The organism is Paenibacillus sp. oral taxon 786 str. D14 (genome assembly GCF_000159955.1).
In the GTDB taxonomy this organism is placed as follows: Bacteria; Bacillota; Bacilli; order Paenibacillales; family Paenibacillaceae; genus Fontibacillus; species Fontibacillus phoenicis.
Genome location: NZ_GG695976.1, coordinates 1 through 20,821, shown reverse-complemented (window position 1 = coordinate 20,821; position 20,821 = coordinate 1). Strand labels below are relative to the sequence as shown.

Sequence of the window (20,821 nt, the reverse complement as noted above, 5' to 3'; positions counted from 1 at the left end):
GCCATGCCCATTCAGGTGCTGCTCAACATCTTTATAGCTTACCTGTGGATGTTTCTACAGGATGAAACCAGCATCATCAACTTTATTGGCGGTTATTTCGTCGGTATGTTAATTCTATTTTGCATACGTCGCTTCTTTAATAAGCCGTTCTATCTATTTACGTTGGCGGCGGTAGGGAAGCTGCTCATTATCTTCATTCATGAGTTGATTATCTCGTCGATGACGGTCATGAAGCACGTGCTTCGTCCCAAAGTCGATGTGAAGCCCGGGATTTTCAAGGTGGAGACGGATTTGGAAGGGGATCTGGAAGTGACCCTGTTGTCCTTGCTGATTTGCCTGACGCCGGGCTCCGTCGTAATGGAGATTACCCCGGATGCGAAGACATTATATATACATGGACTGAATATGCCGGAGTCGAAGGATTCCGTTCTGAAGTCAAAAGCCGTGTTCGAGAAAGCGATAAAGGATGTGACTCGAAAATGATTTTTAATACGATCTTGATCATCGCTTTATGTTTGTTGCTGGCGGCGATCTTAGCTAACTTGTACCGTGTCGTCAAAGGTCCGTCCAGTGCGGACCGGGTCATGGCGCTGGATTCCATCGGCATCAATTTAATTTCGAGTATCGCCGTGTTCTCGGTATTGCTGCATACTCATGCCTTCTTTGATCTTCTTTTGCTGATTGGGATCTTATCCTTCATTGGAACGGTGGCGTTTGCCCGGTTTATGGAAAGGGGTGCGGTCATTGAGCGGAAGCGGTGAAGTTGTTGGTGCGATTCTGATCCTCGCGGGTGCTGTCTTTAGCTTGATCAGTGCGATTGGCAATTTACGGTTGCCTGATGTGTACACAAGATCTCATGCCGCCTCGAAGAGTTCGACGCTAGGCGTGCTGTGCGCGATGGTTGGCACTTTGTTGTATTTCATCATTACCGATGGCTACTTCAGTATTCGCCTGATCTTGGGGATCTTCTTTGTCTTTCTGACAGCCCCGGTGTCTGCCCACGTGATCAGCCGTGCCGCCTATCGACATTGCGTGCCGTTAGCGGAGGGAACCGCCGAGGATGAGCTCAGGGAATACTACCAGCCGGATGAGAATTTCGAGGGAGAAGATCAGGTAGAGCCGGTTGAGCAGGAGACGATGCTTCAAGGTACACCCTAAGCGCCTTTCGACCATGTGAGGATTGTCATAGATGACAGTCGTTAAAATTTTAGATAATAATGAAGTGGCACACACCAAAGGAATCACATTGGTTAAAAAGGGGCAAGTAGCATGGCTGTTCATCGGGGACCCGTAGATCAAGACGTAGTCATTGAAAAGGTTCAGAGTTTATTTACATGCCGGGTGTTGTGGAGCGAAGGGCGACCCTGCCTGGAATACGACAGCCGGGAAGAGCTGGACCGAATCTCTGAATACGTTAAAGCGAACTTTGGTATGGAACTGCTCGATGTTTTCTTTACGGCAGTCGAGAGCTTGCCGGATGACGATTAAAGGAAATCGCTTGATGTATAGCACCCGCAGGGGTGCTTTTTTCTTTGGAACGAAGTTCCAAGGGGATAAGGGAATGCCTGGCTCTGTCGGAGAGATCTTATCGTTAAGGAGGAGCTGGTGATGATTACGGTACTAAATACGGATGGCCAGGAATTAACCCCTTGTACACTGGACCGAGCTTGGCGGGAGGTGAATCGGTCACGTGCCGTCTGGATCGATGAGCAGACCATTCAGTTGTTATACAACCCTTTTTTGTTCCGGAAATAAGAGAAGCTGCGTTCCATTCCCCGTCCAATCAAGCTTGGTTTTCACATTTTGATAGCTTTATGCTGTTCCAGGATCAAACCAAGATCTCATTAAATAAATCTATAGTCGGAAAGAAAGGATTTCGCGGCCCTGGGTGGAAATCAGTATTGTGTTATCAAAACGATTGGCGATGGGGGATTATGAACGTCTGTCGGCCTAAGGGTTATATTCGGCTATTCCGGGTATATTAATTATGAAGACTTGATGAACTGAATTGACAGTGAGAATCATTAGCATATAATAATTAATATAAATAACTAGTAGAAAACAAAAAGATAAAAGGAGAGTTCAAATCATGTCGTTGATTGGAAAAGAAGTATTGCCTTTTAAAGCTCAAGCCTATCACAACGGGAAATTCATCGAGGTTTCCGACGCAGATTTCAAAGGAAAATGGAGCGTTGTTTGCTTCTATCCAGCGGACTTCACTTTCGTATGCCCAACCGAGCTGGAAGACTTGCAAGATCACTACGCTGCTCTGAAGGAGCTTGGCGTTGAAGTATATTCCGTTTCCACGGACTCCCACTTCGTGCACAAAGCATGGCATGACAGCTCCGAAGCGATCGGCAAGGTTACTTACATCATGATCGGTGACCCAACTCACACGATTTCCCGTAACTTCGATGTATTGATCGAAGAAGAAGGCGTAGCTGACCGCGCTACCTTTATTATCGACCCGAACGGCGTGATTCAAGCGATTGAAATTACAGCTGGTGGCATCGGACGTGACGCAAGCACGCTGATCGACAAGATCAAAGCGGCTCAATACGTTCACAACCATCCAGGCGAAGTGTGCCCGGCAAAATGGAAAGAGGGCGCCGCTACTTTGAAACCAAGCCTTGACTTGGTTGGCAAAATCTAAGGAGAACCATTATGAAACTGGATGCAGACATTAAACAACAATTAGAGCAATATCTTCAGCTTCTGGAAGGGAATGTTCTGCTGAAAGTCAGTGCCGGAACCGATACGGTTTCGAACGAGATGATGGACCTCGTCAACGAGTTGTCCAGCATGTCGGATAAAATTACCGTCGAGCAAACGAGTTTACCCAGAACCCCAAGCTTCAGCGTAAATCGCGTTGGGGAAGACACCGGCATCACCTTTGCCGGTGTTCCTCTGGGCCATGAGTTTACTTCCCTGGTACTGGCTTTGTTGCAAGTCAGCGGAAGACCACCGAAGGTGGAACAACATATCATTGATCAAATCAAAGCGATTAAAGGCGAATACCGCTTTGAAACCTATGTGAGCTTGTCTTGCCACAACTGCCCGGACGTGGTTCAGGCGTTGAACCTGATGAGCGTACTAAATCCTGGCATTTCCCATACCATGATCGACGGCGCGGCTTATAAGGATGAAGTCGAGAGCAAAGAGATTATGGCAGTGCCTACGGTATTCTTGAACGGCGAGTTGTTTGGCAATGGCCGGATGTCCGTCGAGGATATTTTGGCGAAATTGGGTGCCTCGGACACGTCGGCGTTTGAAGGCAAAGAACCATTCGATGTGCTTGTGATCGGGGGCGGACCTGCCGGTGCCAGCGCAGCGATTTATGCTGCACGCAAAGGCATCCGTACAGGGATCGTGGCAGAACGCTTCGGCGGCCAAGTCAACGATACCCTGGGGATTGAGAACCTGATCGGCACGAAATATACCGAGGGGCCGAAGCTGGCAGTAAGCTTGGAAGAACATGCGAAGGAATATAACATCGACATCATGACGTCGCAACGGGCCAAGAGTCTTCGCAAGAATGACCTGATTGAAGTGGAATTGGAGAACGGTGCCGTGCTGAAGAGCAAGACCGTTATCGTATCCACGGGGGCACGTTGGCGCAACATGAATGTACCGGGCGAAGCGGAATTCAAGAACAAGGGCGTGGCTTATTGCCCGCACTGTGACGGTCCGCTGTTCGCAGGCAAACGTGTGGCCGTTGTAGGCGGAGGAAACTCCGGCGTAGAAGCAGCCATCGACCTGGCGGGCATCGCCTCGCATGTGACTGTGCTTGAATACATGTCTGAGCTGAAAGCGGACTCGGTTCTGCAGGAACGTCTGAACAGCTTGCCGAATGCGACTGTGATCAAGAACGCGCAAGTGAAAGAAGTCACGGGCGACAGCAAGGTGAACGGACTGACCTACATCGACCGGGAAAGCGGCGAAGAGAAGCATCTTGAGCTGGAAGGCGTATTCGTTCAAATCGGTCTCGTACCGAACACCGAATGGCTGGAAGGCACGCTGGAGCGCACCCGGATGGGCGAGATCATTGTGGACAACCGTGGGGCTACAACCGTTCCAGGCGTATTTGCCGCCGGTGACTGCACGAATTCGGCTTACAAGCAAATCATCATTTCCATGGGATCTGGCGCGACAGCAGCTTTAGGCGCTTTTGATTACCTGATTCGCAATCAATAATATATTGCGTTATGGATAAGGCCCGCTCTTTGAGCGGGCTTTCTTGCTGTGCAAATCTAACGTTTTTTGACTATAGTCTCAAGTTTGTTGTCTAGATGAAAGCGCTATCTTTCCAATAAAATGAGGGTATCCAGAACAAAACAAGCTGAAGTGGAAAGAGGTGACCGCGTATGGACTCGAAAATAAATGGAAAGCGCTTACGAACGCGTTGGCGCAAGCAAGACACGGAGCTGACTTTGTTGGCTTTGCCAACCACGATATGGTACATCTTGTTCAGCTTCCTGCCGATGTTCGGGATCATCATCGCCTTTAAGAACTTCAAAATCACCGGCGGTTTTCTGAGCAATGTGTTCAAGAGCCCATGGGCAGGCCTCAAGAACTTTGAGTTCTTATTCAAGTCCAACGATGCCTGGATCATTATCCGAAATACGATCGGCTACAACATTATTTTTATCGTTCTTGGGATTGTGATCCCCGTAGCCTTAGCGTTAATGATCGGAATGCTCCATAACCGCAGAGCAGGCAAGGCTTACCAAACAATGATGTTCCTGCCTTACTTTCTCTCCTGGGTTGTGGTCTCGGCCGTGGGCTGGGCGTTCTTGAGCTTCGATAAAGGGATTCTCAATCAAATGCTGGCAGGTTGGGGAGTAGAGCCGATCAACTGGTACATGGAACCGAAATATTGGCCTTACTTCTTGATCTTTATGAATGTTTGGAAGGGACTCGGGTACGGCATGGTTGTGTATTTAGCGACCATCGCTGGTATCGATAAAACCTACTACGAAGCGGCCGTAATCGACGGCGCCACCCTTTGGCAACAGACTCGGTTCATTACGCTGCCCTTGATGAAGCTGGTCATCGTGATGATGTTCATCCTGGCGGTGGGACGTATTTTCTATACCGATTTCGGGCTGTTCTTTCAGGTGCCGCGGGATTCCAATTCCCTGTTTAATGTGACCACGACCATTGATGTAATGGTTTACAAGCAGCTGAAAACCGCAACCGTTGGCATGGCCTCGGCAGCAGCCTTCGTGCAGTCGGTTCTGGGCTGTCTGATGATTCTGGCCGCGAACTGGACGGTTCGCAAAATCGATCCCGACAGCGCGATGATTTAAGGAGGTGCAGATATGGCAGCAAGAACGGTGTATGAAAGCGGCCTGGACCGATTTAATCGTCCAAGTAAAGTGGTGAACGTGCTCCTTCATCTCCTCTTCTTCTTCCTGGCTTTGATTTGCGTCGTGCCGATGCTGGTGGTGTTGTCCATCTCGCTGTCCAGTGAGCAATCGATCCGGGAGAACGGTTATCACCTGATCCCAACGGCGTTCTCGGGAGAGGCTTACGGTTATATCGCCAAGCAAGGAACGGTCATTTTGCAGGCGCTAGGGATTTCCGTCTTCGTTACGATCGTCGGAACCGTGCTGGGAATTCTGCTCACCACCTCGATGGGGTACGTTCTCTCCCGGCCGAACTATAAGCTGAAGGGGTTCCTGACTTGGGTCGTTTTTATTCCGATGGTCTTTAACGGCGGCTTGGTTTCCAGCTACTATATCAATGCGAATCTGCTGGGGCTGAAAGATACGGTATGGGCGTTGATCCTGCCCCTGGCGGTCTCCTCCTTTAACGTCATCATTTGTAAAACGTTCTTCAAAAGCACGATCCCGGACGGGTTAATCGAATCCGCCGAAATCGACGGGGCTGGTCAGCTCCGGATCTTCTTCTCGATTATCCTGCCGATCTCGTTGCCGGTGATCGCTACGATTGGTTTATTCCTGTGCTTTGGTTACTGGAATGACTGGTTCCAATCGATGTTGTACATCAACAATCAGGACCTGTATTCCTTGCAGGCGCTGTTAAACAACCTGATGAGCAATGTGGACGCGCTGGCTCGAAACGCTTCAAGTCTGGGGATCAGCTACGCCGAGCTGGTGGCAACGATGCCTAAAGAGTCAGCCCGTATGGCGGTGGCCATCGTCATCGTGCTTCCAGTGGCCTTTGCGTATCCTTTCTTCCAACGCTACTTCATTTCCGGTTTGACGGTAGGCGCGGTCAAAGGCTAATTCGAAATAAGCTGAGCTTGTCTCAGTTTATGAATATAGCATATTCAAAAGGGAGGAAATATCTATGAAAAGGTCTTTGAAGCTCATCTCTACTCTATGTGCTGTGATGCTTCTCTTGTCCGTTCTTGCGGCTTGCGGCGGCGGTTCGAACTCCAATTCTTCGTCGGCAAGCAATACTTCGGACACTTCTTCTAGCACCTCTACAGATAACTCTACGACAACAGATTCGGGGGAAATCCCGACTTTGGTGTGGTGGACGATTGGCGGACAAATTCCGGATAACTTTGAGAAAGCCATCGAAGCGATGAATGAGTACACCGCAGAGAAAATTGGCGTGAAGGTGGATATCAAGGTAGCTAGCTGGGGTGAATGGGACACCAAAATCAATACGATTGTAAATACGGGTGAACCTTTCGACATTCTGTTTACCAACGTCTCCAAATACAATCAGCAAGTGACGATGGGAGCGCTGGCGGATATCACTGAGCTGGTGCAAAGCGAGACGCCGGAGTTGTACAAGTTCATTCCGGAGAAGGTATGGGATGGGACGAAGGTCGACGGCAAGATCTACGCCGTGCCAACCTATAAGGACTCCTCGATGACCCAATACTGGGTGTTCGACCACAAATATGTTGAGAAATACGGCATCGACTTAAACAACATCAAGACGCTGAAGGATCTGGATAAACCGTTCCACGATATGAAGGCGGGAGAAGGCAAGAGCTTCTATCCATTGCCGTTGACGCAAGGCGATGGGTTTAACGGATTCTTCAACCGGTATGACGATCTTGCGCTGGGCTTCCCTCCGATTGGCGTGAAGGTGGATGACGCTTCCCGCAAGGTAGTTTCCGTGCTGGAACAGCAAGATATCATGGATGAATTGAAGATTTTGCACCAATGGTACAAAGACGGCATTATCAATCCGGATGCTCCGACCAAGCCTGAAGCCGACAAAGGCCGTCCATTCTTTAGTGCTCAAGGCTTCCCAGGGGCGGATATCACTTGGCAAATTAACGAAGGCGTTGAGAAGTACGATATGACGCAGGTTTACGGTCCGCTCTACACGACGGCTACGATTCAAGGTTCCCTCAACGGAATCTCGGCAAATTCGAAGTATAAGAAGGAAGCTCTGAAATACTTGGAGCTCGTTAATACCGATCCGAAGCTGCGTAACATGCTGGCCTTTGGTGAAGAAGGCGTAGACTACGTGAAAGTAGACGGAGAGAAAGTGGTTGAACGGATCTCGGATACTTGGCCGCTGGCAGCCTATACGCAAGGCACCTTCTTCAACATGGCGACAACCAAAGGGGCCCCAGAAGATCAATGGCAACAAGTTCAAAAGCTGAACGAACAAGCAACGGCTTCGACCTTGCTGGGCTTCTCGCTCGACACGACCAACCTGCAAACGGAAGTTGCGAACGTGAAAGCAACGTGGGATAAATACCGTTATGAGTTGCTGACTGGTGCATCCGATCCGGAGAAGATGGTACCGAAGATTGTTGACGAACTCAAGAAAGCCGGGATGGATACCATCATGAAGGCTGCACAAGAGCAAATCGATGCCTTCTTTCAATAAGAAATAAAGCCCGATTGAGTTAGCCCGGACGGAGGAGGTATTCTCCGTTCGGGCTTTCCCATATGATGATATAATGGGGATAGATGAGGGCAATGGAATCAGCGCCGCAACATTAACGGTGAAGGAGGCGCGAGAATGGGTTCCTTTTGGCAGATTAAAATCTATCGCAGCAAATTCATTGCCTATACGGTGTTTGTCGTAACGATCGGTCTGGTGCTTGGTCTCATGACCTGCGCGGTTCTCATCTATCAGTGGATTGAGAGTGCCCGAAACGAGGCGGTCAGCGCCTTTGGTCGGGTTGAGAGTGAGCTGCAGTATGATACGGATCGCATTGAGGCGTATATGCAGCGCATCTATTCCAATGACCGCTTGATGACGGATGTCCGTTATTTCCTGGGGAACACGGCGGAAGGGTACCTGACGAGCAGGCTGGAATATAGCTTGTATAACGAGCCGCTGGTCTCCTTCCCTGAAGATATGAGGGCCTTCTTATACAGCTCGATGAAGGGGGATCTGACGCAAGTCAGCTTGCATACCGAGAACGGTGCCAATATCGTGCGGTTTAGCGACAGCGGCAATGTTAGCTTCCGGTTTGGCGTTCCCAATACGGATGAGATTTTTCGTGAAAAGATAGAGAAGGGCTTTGTGTACCGGAAGAAGCTGTCTGATCCGAACCAGATCTCTCGCCAGATTGGGGAATTTCGCTTCTTGATCGGCAGTGAACCCTTATTCCGGAAGATTCTTGGTTATAAATTGGACATCGCTGCCGCCGTAAGTAGTTCGGGCGAAGTGTACATGATCTCCGGGATGGATCACGGAACGAAGGAGATGGTTCTGCGCGCCGCTGAAGAGACACGCAGCAGCGGATTTTCCTCCCTGGGCGGATTAAAAAATGTCTTCTTCATGAACTTCCAATCCACGAAGTTCGATTACCGTTTGGTGATGCTTGTAGATTTGTCCCACCTGATGCGTCAGAAAGCGGGCATTCTGATCACCATCGTAGGCAGTGTCTTGCTGGCCATGATTAGTGTTCTGCTGCTCATCGGCTACAACATGCGGGATGACGCCAGATTTTTGAGGCACATTATAAATTCGATCAAACGGGTGAAAACGGCGGATTTCACACCGAATTCCCCCGCCCGGTATCGCCGCAACGAGTACGGGATGATTGCCCGGGAATTGGACGATATGGTTCATGAGCTGGACAAACATATCCGCACCGAATATTTGCTGAAGCTAAAGCAGCAGGAAACCGAGATGAAAGCGCTTCAGCATCAGATCAACCCGCATTTTCTCTATAATACGCTGGAGTCGATTCGCTCTACTGCTTTGCTGCACCGGGACGTGGACACCGCGGATGCTATCGCGACCTTAGGCTCCTTGTACCGCGATATCGTCCATAAAGATAATATTATTACCATCGGCGAAGAGCTGGAGTTACTGCAGAAATTTCTGAGCATCATGGAGCTCAAGTATCCGGGAAGGTTCTATTACCAAATTGATGTGGAGGAGCCGCTGTTGGCCATATCCACGGTGAAATTTTGGATGCAGCCGCTGGCGGAGAACTTCTTCGTTCATGGCTTTAATCCGAGCAGTGAGTTTAATTTGCTCGTCGTGAATGGCTGGGAGGAGGACGGTCGCTTCGTTCTGGAGTTTGTGGATAATGGCAAAAGAATACCTGAAGCGCGCTTGGAGGAAATAAGAGGCAGTCTTTACAGCAGAGATGATGCGCCTGTTCGGAGCATTGGGCTGCGGAATGTGTATACTCGGCTGAGCTTTTTCTATGGGGACGCTTTTCGGATGGAAATCGAGAATAACGAGGAAGCAGGAGTCAAGATTACCGTGATCATCTCAAAGGGGTGACTGCAGGATGTACAAACTTCTGATCGTTGATGATGAACCGCAGATTCTGGAGGGGATGAAGCGAACCCTGAATTGGGAAGAGTACGGCTTCCACCTGATCGAGACGTGCGAAACGGGAGCAGAAGCGATCGCCAAATCCGTAGAGATCATGCCGGATATCGCGATCTTCGATGTACGCATCGGCCCGGATCTCGGTTATGAGATTATCCAAAAGCTCAATGAGCTGCGTCTTCCAACCAAATATATCATTATGAGCGGGTACAGCGAGTTCGAATATGCTCAAGCGGCGATCCGTTGCGGCGTGAAGGACTATCTGCTGAAACCCGTTGATCGTTCCAAGCTGCAGAAGGTGATTGAGAAGATCATTGTGGAGGACCTGAACGGGGCATTGGACGGGGTCCACAAGAAAGACCTGAACACGGATCCGATCCTGGGGATTCCTTACGAGGAGCTGTCCAAGCTGACCAACCGCATTTTGTTGATGGTGAAGGCGGAATACGCCCAGAACATTACACTGAAGTCGGTGGCCGAGCGTTTTCGCATGAACAGCACGTACCTGGGACAGCTGTTTCTAAAGGAAACGCACATGAAATTTTCAGAGTATTTGATGGCTTACCGGATGCTGCAAGCGAAGGAACGGATCCTGACCACCAACGAGAAAATCTCCAGCATTGCGCATCGTGTTGGGTATCCGAATTTGAATTATTTTTATACCCAGTTTCAAGGATATTTTGGCATGTCCCCTTCAGATCTGCGGAAAAAAAGCTAGGCTCCTCGTAGCGGAAAGGAGGATGTTATGCAGCAGCCCTCTTGGTTCAGTCGCCTGACCCTATGCGCGGTGGTCGCCGGCTTGTTGGCCTTGTTTGCCGTCGGCTGTTCCCTTTTCTCGGATAAAGGGGATACGGCGCCCCATAAGGACATGGTCAATCTGGTTTACTATACGATTGGAGAGCCGGATCCGGATCTGGAGAAGGTGAATGACAAAATCAATGAAGTGTTGGCGAAGAAAATCGGCATCACGATCACCTATATCAAGGTCGGATGGCAGGAATACGAAAACCGCCTGAACACGATGGTATCGGCAGGGACTCCCTTTGACATCGCCTATGCCCCTGAATTCACGACTTATGTCAAACGCGGGGCCTGGCTGCGGCTGGATGACTATCTGTCCAGTACGGGCAAGGATATGTATGATGTGATCGACCCGATCTTTTGGGAAGGGGTGCGCATGGACGACGGGGGGATTTACGGGGTGCCGACCAACAAGGAACTCGCGGTGCGCCAACAGTGGATGTATCCGGAAGAGCTGGTCCGCAAGTATAACATCGATATTACGAAGTACAACACGTTGGAATCTCTGGAGCCGTTGCTGCAGATGATTCAGCAGAAGGAACCCGAGTATTTGCCGATGGAGCTGGATAAGGACTCCCATAACTTCTTCGCTTTATATGGGTATGAGTACGTCATTGACAAGGAGCTCCCGTTGATGGTGCGGTCCTTAGACCCAAACCCTCAAGTCGTGAACATCTTTGAAACGGCGGAAGCCCGTCAGGTGATGGATACGCTGCGACGTTATTATCAGGCTGGCTACATCAACGAGGATGCGGCCTTGCGGGAGAGCCAGGAGCTGGAGCGCGGGAAGAAGGTGTTCTGGAAAGCGTCGAGCGGCGGCCCCTTGTCCGAGCATAGCTGGAGCAAGGATCGCGGGTACAAAGTGGTGGCGCATCCCGTAACGACGGAGGTCGTGACGACCGAAGACGTGCGGGGAGGCGTTATGGCGGTGAGCGCGGATACGAAATACCCGGTTGAATGTATTAAGTTCCTGAATTTGCTGAACACCGATTCTGAGGTGCGGAACCTGTTTAACTATGGGATCGAAGGTGTGCATTACACCCTAGACAAGAACGGTCAAATCGTGCTGATTCCCCGGAAGGATGCCGACGGCAACCCGATCCCGGGCGCTTTGCCGGGGTATACGGGCGTGACATATACGCAAGGCAACTGGTTCATTCTTAAGACGCGAGGCGGAGAAGATCCGGAGCCGTTAAACAAATGGGAGGAGTTCCGCGCTTCGAACGCCCGGGCCATGAAATCAAGCACGTTGGGGTTTACGCCGGATTTATCGATGATGCCGATCCAGATCCAGAACATCAAGATGGTGTGGCAAAAATACTATCCGAGCCTCATGACCGGCAGCGTGGACGTGGACACCGAGCTGCCGAAGTTTAACGAGGAGCTGAAGCAGGCGGGGCTGGACGAGGTCCGGGCCGAGGTGCAGAAGCAGCTGGACGCCTGGCGGGCTTCGAATCAGCGGTGAGTCTGAAAAACGGCGGTGCAAGGAGTTGGAATCCTGCACCGCCGTTTTTGGTGTTATTTTTTCCCCTTCGGGACTTTGACTGTGGTTTGGGCCGTCGTCTTGTTGCCAGCCTTGTCGGTTGCTTCGTAGGTGATGGTGTAGATTCTTCCGTTCCCTTTGCCCGAACGCTCGGCCCGAAGCAAGAACTCTTGATCCGCTGTCCCGTAGTCTGCGCCTTGGATGTCGTTTGCTGTATCGCCGTCGCCCAGCCCGTTATCGCTCTCGTTGCTGGTGATGGATACCAGCTTGATCGTATCGATGCCGGAACCTTTGTCGCTGGCTTTCCAGGTGACCTTGATCGGAACTAGCTTGTGATTTGGCGTGGAAAGGACGGACGGGCTAACGGTCAGCTTCAAGACCGGCGGCGTCGTATCGACAGGGCCTTTGCCCGTCAGCGTTAGCACGCCGAAGACGGAGGGGTCCTGATACCCGTTGCCGGTGGCGTCGTTCCAGGCGGCTACACTTTGGCGCGCGCCGTCTTTGGCATCGTTGATCTGCGCGTCGAAGCCGATTTTTACATAATTCGCCGGGGTGATTGTTTTCAATGGGATCTTCATTTCCACCGTATAGTTCGTTCCGTTGACCCGGACCGCCGATACGAAGCCTTCAGCGATGGACGCCGGATTAAAGCTGGTCTCATTCGCGTAGTTCACGCGGTATTGTCCATCATCGGATTGGTAGAACGAGGTTTTGGCGTTATTTTCGTCCAGGAACACCTCGACGGAGTCCTGCTCCCATGGGTTGGGGCTGTTCTTATCCAGCTGCGCGTTATTGACCTGGATCAGGACGTACAGGTTGTGGTCGTCCCAGAGCGCTTTGGCCGTACCGGTTGCGCCTTGCCAAGCGGTCTGGTACCGCTCGATCGGCATCGCCGGCGCTTGATTCCAAATCGCGTCGACGGCTCCGTCTACGGCAGGTGTGCCATAGAGGGCGGTGGATTGATTCGCCTCCGACACGTCCGGCTGGTGCTCTTCGATAAATTTGGCGGGGTCAATTACGCCGTAATAGGCTGGTTTGGCTTGCAGGTTCTTGTCGAACAGCAACGGGTTGGTCGAGGAGCGCCAGCTTGTGCCGTCATCCAATCCCCAGAAGGTCACGCGCGTTATGTGATCCGCATGGGCTTTGAACAGCTGCATCAACTGCGCGTACAAATATCCCTGCGCATTAGCCAGCTTCTCCGACAGTTCATAGTTGCTGCCGGCCTGAATGTCCAGCTCGGTGATGCTGATTTCTACGCCCAAGGAGATGAAGCGCTCCAAGGAGAGTCGCACATTCTCCGGATTCGTGTTGACATTATAGTGACCTTGCATGCCGATGCCATCGATGAGGAGTTTGCCGGGATGGGTCAGTGCATATTTGTCGTTTAGTGCTTTGACCATGTGATAGATGGCCTGGGCTTTGTTTTGGTTGTCCTCGTTGTAATCATTGTAATACAGCTTGATATCCCATTCCGGATGGCGGTCGAGCACTTCTCTAGCCGCGAGGAACGCCTGCTCAACATAATCGGCGCCGATCGCGGTTTTCCATGGGGTTTGCCGCAACGAGGCTTGCCAATCCGTCGGGTTTCCAGGGTTATCGTTCATCGCTTCATTCACGACATCCCAGGAGATGACGCGGTCGCCGAAATGCTCCATGACGGTTTGAATATGGGTGCGCAGGTTAGCCAAGGCTTCTGCCCGGCTTAAAGGCACCGTGTTACCTTGCGCATCCGTTGTTGTGTTCATCCAGGCCGGTGACTGCTGATGCCATACTAAGACGTGGCCATGCATCTGCATGCCTTCGGCAAGAACTTGATCCACCAAGGCATCCGCTGCGGTAAAGGTGAAATTGCCTTTTGTTGGCTGCAGGCCATCGGGCTTCATCGCATTACCGGCGGTGGTAACATTGTGGTGCATCTTAAGGAGCTCCAGACGTACGCCTTCCAGATCCTCCGCCGAGATGGCGCTGCCGATCAAGAAGTCGTCTTGGTAAGCCGTTTTGATCGGGACTAGATCCTTCTGGATCGCAATCGGACCGGATCCGGTGCGTTCGAAGGTGACGTCATCAATGTAAAAAGAAGCGGTGGCGTTGTTCGAACTCTCCACATAGATCGTTAGAAATTCGCCGCCTACGCTGTTGTAGCGGTAGGTGCCTTCCAACAGAACCCAATTGTCCCCGGTGCTGATCGTTTTGGAGGAGAGTTGGACGTAATTGGCGCTGCTGCCATCACCGATTTGCGTGGACAACTGGATTTGCGAGCTGGCGGGATCGATCAGCTTCACCCATGCCGAGATTTTGTATTCGGCGCCCTGGTCCACGTATTTCTCGACGCGCAGCGATGGCCCGTGCCAGGTGTTGGTGCGGCCCTCTACCTTCAGCGCATAGGCGCCGCCCGGCGTATGATTCGCTTCGTTCGTCACGGTCAGCGTTTCGGTACCCGCCCGGCCCGTGAAGCCGCCGGTGGTCCGATCTTCAAAGGTGATCGTGGAGAAAGGCAAGGCCGGATCTCTTGGCGGTTGTTCGCCGCCGCCGGAGCCGTCTTTTTCCGTGATGCGAATGTCTCCGATGTAATAAGGAACCGCAGCGCCAGCTGCGTTGGAGTTAATGCGCAGCGCCTTGTCCACGCTCGTATCCACGGTGAATTCCTTCGTCAGCGTCACCGCTTGCCCCGCGACATAGTCGGTCTCGGCATAATTGCCATAGCTGTCCACGGTTTGAAGCGCGGCTTTTGCGCCGGCTGGCAAACTAACGTTAGCGTCTACAAAAATCGTAACGTGCGCCGTATAGGTCTTGCCGTTCGTGAGGCCAATGTCGCTAAACCGGAAATCGGCGGCGTCCCAGTTGTTGACCCGGTTGCTAACATAAAGGGCACCTCCGTCCTCGTTGCCGTTAAACACCTTGCCGGATACCTTTGTCAGGGTCGCGCCCCCCGATTGAACCGCTTTGCCAATTCCACTCGCGAAGTCCTCATGATACACCGTCACCGTGCCGTCCGAAGCCGAGGTTTCGGCCTTCGTGACCTTGGCCGGCCATCCTGCAGGCAGCAGTAAAACAGCGGCGATCAGCAGCATGAAGATACGTTTCATCGTTTGATTCATTGACTCACTCCCCTTTGTCTTGGAATAGTTTTGTTAAGCGCTTTCATTTTTTTATTGGAAGGCTCCTCCTTTCCTGCCACAAATCATACCATCCCGCCGGCAGCCTCGGCTTTCTCGAAATTAAAGGGGATATCGTACTTTTTTTATATAAATTGGATTGACATGGCCGCAATAAGCCGAGCGAGCTCTAGGATGGGTGTCTTTTTCATTTCAATGCTGGCCTATTTTTCCCTGACGCTTATGGCTTGTGGGTGTAGCAGAGGGGGAACTTCCAACAGCGGCCGCACAGGAGGCATTCACGCGAGCGGACTAGAGAAATAAAGTGTTAAAGTCATCTTGACTTTCGAAATCCGAATCGCTACGATGTTCTGGTTGTTATGGTAGAAACATGGTGGAGAGAGGTTTAAAGTTAGGATGAAGATGAAGAAGTATATCGCGGATATCGCGGTTTTAATTGTTGGGGCTTTTTTATTTGCGTTGGCCGTCAATTTGTTTATTATTCCGAACGATTTCGGTGAGGGAGGCGTTACGGGGGTCACGATCATTTTGTACTACCTGTTCCAGTGGTCGCCGTCGCTGGTGAATATCGTGATCAACGGGGTGCTGCTGATTGTCGGGTACAAATTTCTGGATCGGCGGACGACGATCTATACGATCATTGCGGTGGCGTTCAACTCGTTGTTCCTGCATTTGACGGAGAGCTGGCGGATCGATTCGCACGAGCCAACCATCAATGCAGTGTTCGCCGGCGTGATCGTGGGAGTTGGCATCGGTTTGATCGTACGGGTCGGCGGGACAACGGCGGGAACCGTCATTCTGGCTCGGATCGCCAATAAATATCTGGATTGGAATATCAGTTACGCGCTGTTGTTTTTTGACCTGATCGTGGCGTTCTCTTCTTATTTCATCATTGGCGCGGAGAAGCTGATGCTGACGATCGTTATCTTATATGTAGGCACGAAGGTGATGGACTTCATGATCGAAGGTCTCAATCCCAAGAAAGCCGTCACCATCATTTCCGAGAAGCAGAATGACATCGCCGAAATGGTCATCACCGAAATGGACCGTGGCGTAACCGTCCTGTCGGGTCATGGCTACTATACGAAGAACCCGAAGGAGGTCCTTTATATTGTTATCAGCAAGCAAGAGGTATCCACCTTGAAAAAAATCGTCCGCTCCATCGACCCCTCCGCATTCCTGACAATCCACGACGTGCGGGATGTGTTTGGGGAGGGATTTTTGGATATATCGAAGTGAGAGTGTTTGTTTGATTGGCTGATCTTTCTCCAATTACTTCAACACGATAAACCGCAGATTAACTGGCAGGGTTTCATGCTATAATGCACATATAAATAGGGGCTGCCCAAAAGTGATGTGAATCTACCTGTGGAAGCTGCTTTATGGGATGTCACAGAAGAGGGGGGGTTATATTTCTTTGGTTTCAGTTCGCAATATGCAGTTAAAATGAAATGAAACAGTAGGAGATTCATGGCGAACAATTTTTTAGGCATTTCGTCATGAATGTTATTAACTTGGTGCGAATATGAAGTGAACATGATTCTCCTAGGGGGTTCGCACCACAAATTTCTTTTATAACTGCCATTTCTACCAATATTAAACATTATATAGATTGAAATTAATCCAATATTTACACAATCTGTTGATAATTAGCTGAAAATATCTGTGAAATCGCAGTCGCACCCTGTAAGGGTGCGTGGATTGAAATGCCGATTTTAGGACGTCCAGCATGTTTACGAGCGTCGCACCCTGTAAGGGTGCGTGGATTGAAATTGCAGATACGGCATGATTAACTGCATATCATTTGTCGCACCCTGTAAGGGTGCGTGGATTGAAATCCTCAATAATTAACTCTTTTACCGATGCATAAAAGTCGCACCCTGTAAGGGTGCGTGGATTGAAATCCGACCGGATCATTTGAAACCACGCTGACCACGGTCGCACCCTGTAAGGGTGCGTGGATTGAAATAGAAGAAAGCTCTATGAACGAGGGGGCGAGGTGGGTCGCACCCTGTAAGGGTGCGTGGATTGAAATCACTCGTGCGGGAAGATCAACATTGACACAATAAAGTCGCACCCTGTAAGGGTGCGTGGATTGAAATGGCGTGTTGTTTACGAATCCGGGCCCTAGCTCTTGGTCGCACCCTGTAAGGGTGCGTGGATTGAAATGTCGTCGTCCTCTCGGCGTGACAGGATATCCGTCGTCGCACCCTGTAAGGGTGCGTGGATTGAAATTGCCATAAGATCGGCTCTCTCGTCCCTCAATTCAGTCGCACCCTGTAAGGGTGCGTGGATTGAAATCGATCGGCCCGCGTCGCCGCTCTGCGTAGCGACGGTCGCACCCTGTAAGGGTGCGTGGATTGAAATTCTCGCGTGCTAGACGGCAACTACCCGGATACGTCGTCGCACCCTGTAAGGGTGCGTGGATTGAAATCTCCTCGAAGGTATCGACGCAAATATCGAAAAGGTCGCACCCTGTAAGGGTGCGTGGATTGAAATGATCCGACGGGCATTCATATCCTCAAGTTCAGAGTCGCACCCTGTAAGGGTGCGTGGATTGAAATTGCGGGATGATGCAAACTTGACCATCCGCCAATTGTCGCACCCTGTAAGGGTGCGTGGATTGAAATTATCGAGATACCCCTGACCGTCACGCGAGTAATGAGTCGCACCCTGTAAGGGTGCGTGGATTGAAATAACAAGTCAACAAAGAGTACGGGATTCAGGACAACAGTCGCACCCTGTAAGGGTGCGTGGATTGAAATTCGTGCAAAGGAATTCTCTTTCACGTCCTCAAACGTCGCACCCTATATGGGAGCGGGAGGTTTCCGACAAGTAGACAGTAAGAAAAGAGGTATATTAAGCAAAATCGATTCCCGGTATCCACCGGAGAGCGGTCACCAAGCTTTCCCTAATCCCAGCTTGTCCTTCATGGAATACGAACATTCCTCCCCGAGACAAACAGCTTCTTTCTTATTCTCCACATTCTATCAATTCAACTTCTCCTTTATTTGTAATCATAGTACTTTTTGCCCGAATATTGGTGAAATATGACAATCAATGCGGTAAAATAGAACTAGATTGTATATGATCATGTGCGAGGAGATGTGCTTGTGTTTATTGCTCATGTACGAGAACGTGATAAAGAAATCCAACCGTTAAAAGCACACTTACTTGGAGTGCAACGACTGGCGGAACAATTCGGGGCAAAGTTGGGTCTGAAACATGTCGCAGGGTTAGCCGGTTTGCTTCACGATCTGGGGAAATATAGCGATAAGTTCCAAGAATATATAGACGTCGTTGCCTTTCACCCTGAATGGCCTCAACCGAAGCGCGGTGAGGTTGATCACTCTACAGCTGGAGGCAGATTACTGTTTTCGCTGCTCCATCATAAAGAAAGTACCTTCCTAGAGAAGCTATTAGCTGAAATCGTCGGCAATGCTATCATATCTCATCACTCTAACCTCCAAGACTATCTCTCACCTGAAATCAAATCTGACTACTTAAGAAGAGTACATGATACGGACCTTCCTGAATACGATTTGGCTGTTGAACGTTTTTTTCAGGACACGATGTCCGAGGAAGAGCTTATTCGTTATATTCAAGCTGCCGTAAATGAACTGGAACAATTTTGGGATCGCACGCCTGCACAAAGTTTCTTTGTTACAAAGTATATTTTCAGCTGTTTAATTGATGCGGATCGGACCGACACACGTTGTTTTGAAGAACAGGTTGAGGTAGCGGAGTCCAACCAGCATCTTCAATTATTTGAAACCTACTATCGTCGTTTAATGAATCATCTGACTAAATTAAAAGATAAAAGTAATGCAAGCGAACCGATCAACGTGCTAAGAGCCAAAATGTCGGAACAGTGCGATGTATTCGCTGCTGAACGTCCGTCCGGCATTTATACGTTATCTATCCCCACGGGTGGAGGCAAGACACTGGCTAGTCTGCGATATGCTCTCAGGCATGCCTGCAAGTACGAGAAACAGAGGATCATTTATGTCGTACCATTTACGACAATCATCGAACAAAACGCGGATGAGGTCAGAAAAATTCTGCAGGACAACGAACATATTTTAGAACACCACTCCAATGTTATCGAGGAAGAACAGAAAGATATGGAGGAGGGTGATGAAGCTGATGACGGGCTCATTACAGACAAAGAGAAACTCCGGCTTGCTCGCGACAACTGGGATAGCCCGATCATTTTTACGACCCTTGTCCAATTTCTCAATGTCTTTTATGCCAAAGGCAACCGCAATACTCGTCGTTTGCATAATTTGAGTCATTCGGTGATTGTGTTTGATGAAGTACAGAAGGTTCCCATTCATTGCATATCCCTGTTTAATGAGGCGTTGAATTTCTTGAAACAAGATGCCCATTGCAGCATCCTCCTTTGCACGGCGACTCAACCTACTCTGGAGAATGTGAAGCATAGCCTCTTGAAGGAGCGGGATGGGGAGATTGTGTCGAATCTTACTGAAGTTGCGAAGGCGTTTAAGCGAGTTGAACTTATTGACCGAACGGAAGAACCTATGACGAATGAGACGTTAGCCGATTGGGTGAAGTCGGAAATCAACGGATGGGGCAGCACACTTATCATTCTGAATACCAAAAAGGTGGTCAAGGATCTATATGAAAAGCTAAAGGATGCCGCTATGCCTGTCTATCATCTCAGCACGTCCATGTGTGCGGCACACCGAAAAGATCAGCTCAAAGAAATCCGAGATATGCTGGATCAGCAAGTCCCTTTCATCTGTGTGACTACACAATTGATAGAAGCTGGGGTTGACGTCAGCTTTAAATGTGTGATTCGTTCTCTGGCCGGGCTGGACTCGATTGCCCAGGCAGCTGGACGATGCAACCGGCATGGAGAAGATGAATCGCAGAATGTATACATTATTAACCATGCGGAGGAAGCCGTCTCGAAGCTGAAGGAGATTAAAGTCGGAAAGGAGATGTCCAGCCACGTACTAGCGCGGTTTAAGAAGAAAGCGGATCAATATGAAGGAAACTTGCTTTTGCCAAAGGCGATGAGTGAGTATTTCCGCTATTACTACAATCGAATGGAGGCCAATTTAAACTATTACGTTAAGAAATTAGATAAAGAGATGACCAAGCTCCTGATGTCGCTCTCCCAGGAAAATGATTATGTGACTCACTACCGAAAGAAACATGGGACAAGCTTTCCATTAATTTTAAATGGCAGCTACAAAACAGCAGCAGAGCATTTTCAGGTCATTGATCAAAAAACGACTTCCGTCCTCGTGCCTTATGGAGGAGGCAAAGAACTGATTGCTCAATTGAACAGCGGAGCTTGGCTTGAAGATGTAACCAAATTTTTGAAACAAGCGCAGCAGTTTACGGTGAACCTGTACTCGCAAGAGATGGAGCAATTAAAACGGGATAATGCCGTTGTAGAGCACCTAGATGGCATGATCTATGAAGTGAGAGAGAACTGGTACAGCGATGAGTACGGTGTGGACTTGAAGGGGGAGGGGGGAATGGACTTTATAGGTTGGTAAGTCCATCCCTAAACAGGCTTCTGACATACTTCATTATTATTTCAATCCACGCATTCGTCTAGGATGCGACTCTAGTCTAATCAAATGTTGAACCTCAGTAGGATTAATTTCCTCAGTAGGATTAATTTCATAAGGACTTGATTAATGTA

16 protein-coding genes and 1 CRISPR repeat array are annotated in these 20,821 nt (G+C 49.9%); of the genes, 15 read left to right on the top strand and 1 reads right to left on the bottom strand.

Annotated features, from left to right (window positions below; all coding sequences use genetic code 11):
* Positions 1–3 precede the first annotated feature (3 nt).
* The 13 genes from POTG_RS10980 to POTG_RS10925 all read left to right on the top strand — a co-directional run bounded on the left by POTG_RS10980 (position 4) and on the right by POTG_RS10925 (position 12,007).
* Positions 4–483 (top strand): Na+/H+ antiporter subunit E, encoded by a 480-nt coding sequence (locus tag POTG_RS10980; RefSeq protein WP_009224899.1) that lies wholly within the window; start codon positions 4–6, stop codon positions 481–483.
* Positions 480–761, top strand: a complete 282-nt coding sequence (locus POTG_RS10975) for a Na(+)/H(+) antiporter subunit F1 (protein ID WP_009224898.1) — start codon at positions 480–482, stop codon at positions 759–761. The genes POTG_RS10980 and POTG_RS10975 overlap by 4 nt, the downstream gene beginning before the upstream one ends.
* Entirely contained in the window at positions 745–1,158 is a 414-nt protein-coding gene (gene mnhG / locus POTG_RS10970; RefSeq protein WP_009224897.1) for a monovalent cation/H(+) antiporter subunit G, read from the top strand. The genes POTG_RS10975 and mnhG overlap by 17 nt, the downstream gene beginning before the upstream one ends.
* Before the next feature lie 111 nt (positions 1,159–1,269).
* Positions 1,270–1,488, top strand: a complete 219-nt coding sequence (locus POTG_RS10965) for a hypothetical protein (RefSeq protein WP_009224896.1) — start codon at positions 1,270–1,272, stop codon at positions 1,486–1,488.
* Between the two features lie 120 nt (positions 1,489–1,608).
* Positions 1,609–1,755 (top strand): HNH endonuclease, encoded by a 147-nt coding sequence (locus tag POTG_RS23190; RefSeq protein WP_009224895.1) that lies wholly within the window; start codon positions 1,609–1,611, stop codon positions 1,753–1,755.
* Between the two features lie 334 nt (positions 1,756–2,089).
* The gene (ahpC, locus tag POTG_RS10960) at positions 2,090–2,653 is read left to right on the top strand and encodes an alkyl hydroperoxide reductase subunit C (RefSeq protein WP_009224894.1); all 564 of its coding nucleotides are present in this window, start codon (positions 2,090–2,092) and stop codon (positions 2,651–2,653) included.
* Between the two features lie 11 nt (positions 2,654–2,664).
* Positions 2,665–4,194 carry an alkyl hydroperoxide reductase subunit F gene (gene ahpF, locus POTG_RS10955; RefSeq protein WP_009224893.1) on the top strand — a complete coding sequence of 510 codons (1,530 nt, stop codon included), beginning with the start codon at positions 2,665–2,667 and terminating at the stop codon, positions 4,192–4,194.
* Between the two features lie 170 nt (positions 4,195–4,364).
* Positions 4,365–5,309, top strand: a complete 945-nt coding sequence (locus POTG_RS10950) for an ABC transporter permease (protein ID WP_009224892.1) — start codon at positions 4,365–4,367, stop codon at positions 5,307–5,309.
* A gap of 12 nt (positions 5,310–5,321) precedes the next feature.
* Positions 5,322–6,251 carry a carbohydrate ABC transporter permease gene (locus POTG_RS10945; protein WP_009224891.1) on the top strand — a complete coding sequence of 310 codons (930 nt, stop codon included), beginning with the start codon at positions 5,322–5,324 and terminating at the stop codon, positions 6,249–6,251.
* Positions 6,252–6,315: 64 nt separating this feature from the next.
* A complete protein-coding gene (locus POTG_RS10940) occupies positions 6,316–7,827 on the top strand; it encodes an ABC transporter substrate-binding protein (protein WP_009224890.1) in 1,512 nt (503 codons plus the stop codon).
* 135 nt (positions 7,828–7,962) lie between these two features.
* Positions 7,963–9,690: a sensor histidine kinase gene (locus POTG_RS10935; RefSeq protein ID WP_009224889.1), complete on the top strand. Its 1,728-nt coding sequence runs from the start codon at positions 7,963–7,965 to the stop codon at positions 9,688–9,690.
* A gap of 7 nt (positions 9,691–9,697) precedes the next feature.
* Positions 9,698–10,459, top strand: a complete 762-nt coding sequence (locus POTG_RS10930; protein ID WP_009224888.1) for a response regulator transcription factor — start codon at positions 9,698–9,700, stop codon at positions 10,457–10,459.
* Positions 10,460–10,486: 27 nt separating this feature from the next.
* Complete coding sequence (locus POTG_RS10925; RefSeq protein ID WP_009224887.1) at positions 10,487–12,007, top strand: ABC transporter substrate-binding protein; 1,521 nt, start codon at positions 10,487–10,489, stop codon at positions 12,005–12,007.
* A gap of 53 nt (positions 12,008–12,060) precedes the next feature.
* Here POTG_RS10925 and POTG_RS10920 read toward each other — a convergent pair whose 3' ends face one another.
* Positions 12,061–15,123: an endo-1,4-beta-xylanase gene (locus POTG_RS10920; RefSeq protein WP_009224886.1), complete on the bottom strand. Its 3,063-nt coding sequence runs from the start codon at positions 15,121–15,123 to the stop codon at positions 12,061–12,063.
* Positions 15,124–15,543: 420 nt separating this feature from the next.
* Between POTG_RS10920 and POTG_RS10915 the strand changes: the two genes are divergently transcribed.
* Together POTG_RS10915 and POTG_RS10910 are read left to right on the top strand one after the other, a co-directional pair.
* The gene (locus POTG_RS10915) at positions 15,544–16,380 is read left to right on the top strand and encodes a YitT family protein (RefSeq protein WP_009224885.1); all 837 of its coding nucleotides are present in this window, start codon (positions 15,544–15,546) and stop codon (positions 16,378–16,380) included.
* A 437-nt stretch (positions 16,381–16,817) separates the two neighbouring features.
* A CRISPR array of direct repeats spans positions 16,818–17,906; the repeat unit is 32 nt; unit sequence GTCGCACCCTGTAAGGGTGCGTGGATTGAAAT.
* A gap of 348 nt (positions 17,907–18,254) precedes the next feature.
* The gene (locus POTG_RS10910; RefSeq protein ID WP_009224883.1) at positions 18,255–20,672 is read left to right on the top strand and encodes a CRISPR-associated helicase/endonuclease Cas3; all 2,418 of its coding nucleotides are present in this window, start codon (positions 18,255–18,257) and stop codon (positions 20,670–20,672) included.
* The last annotated feature ends 149 nt before the right edge of the window (positions 20,673–20,821 follow it).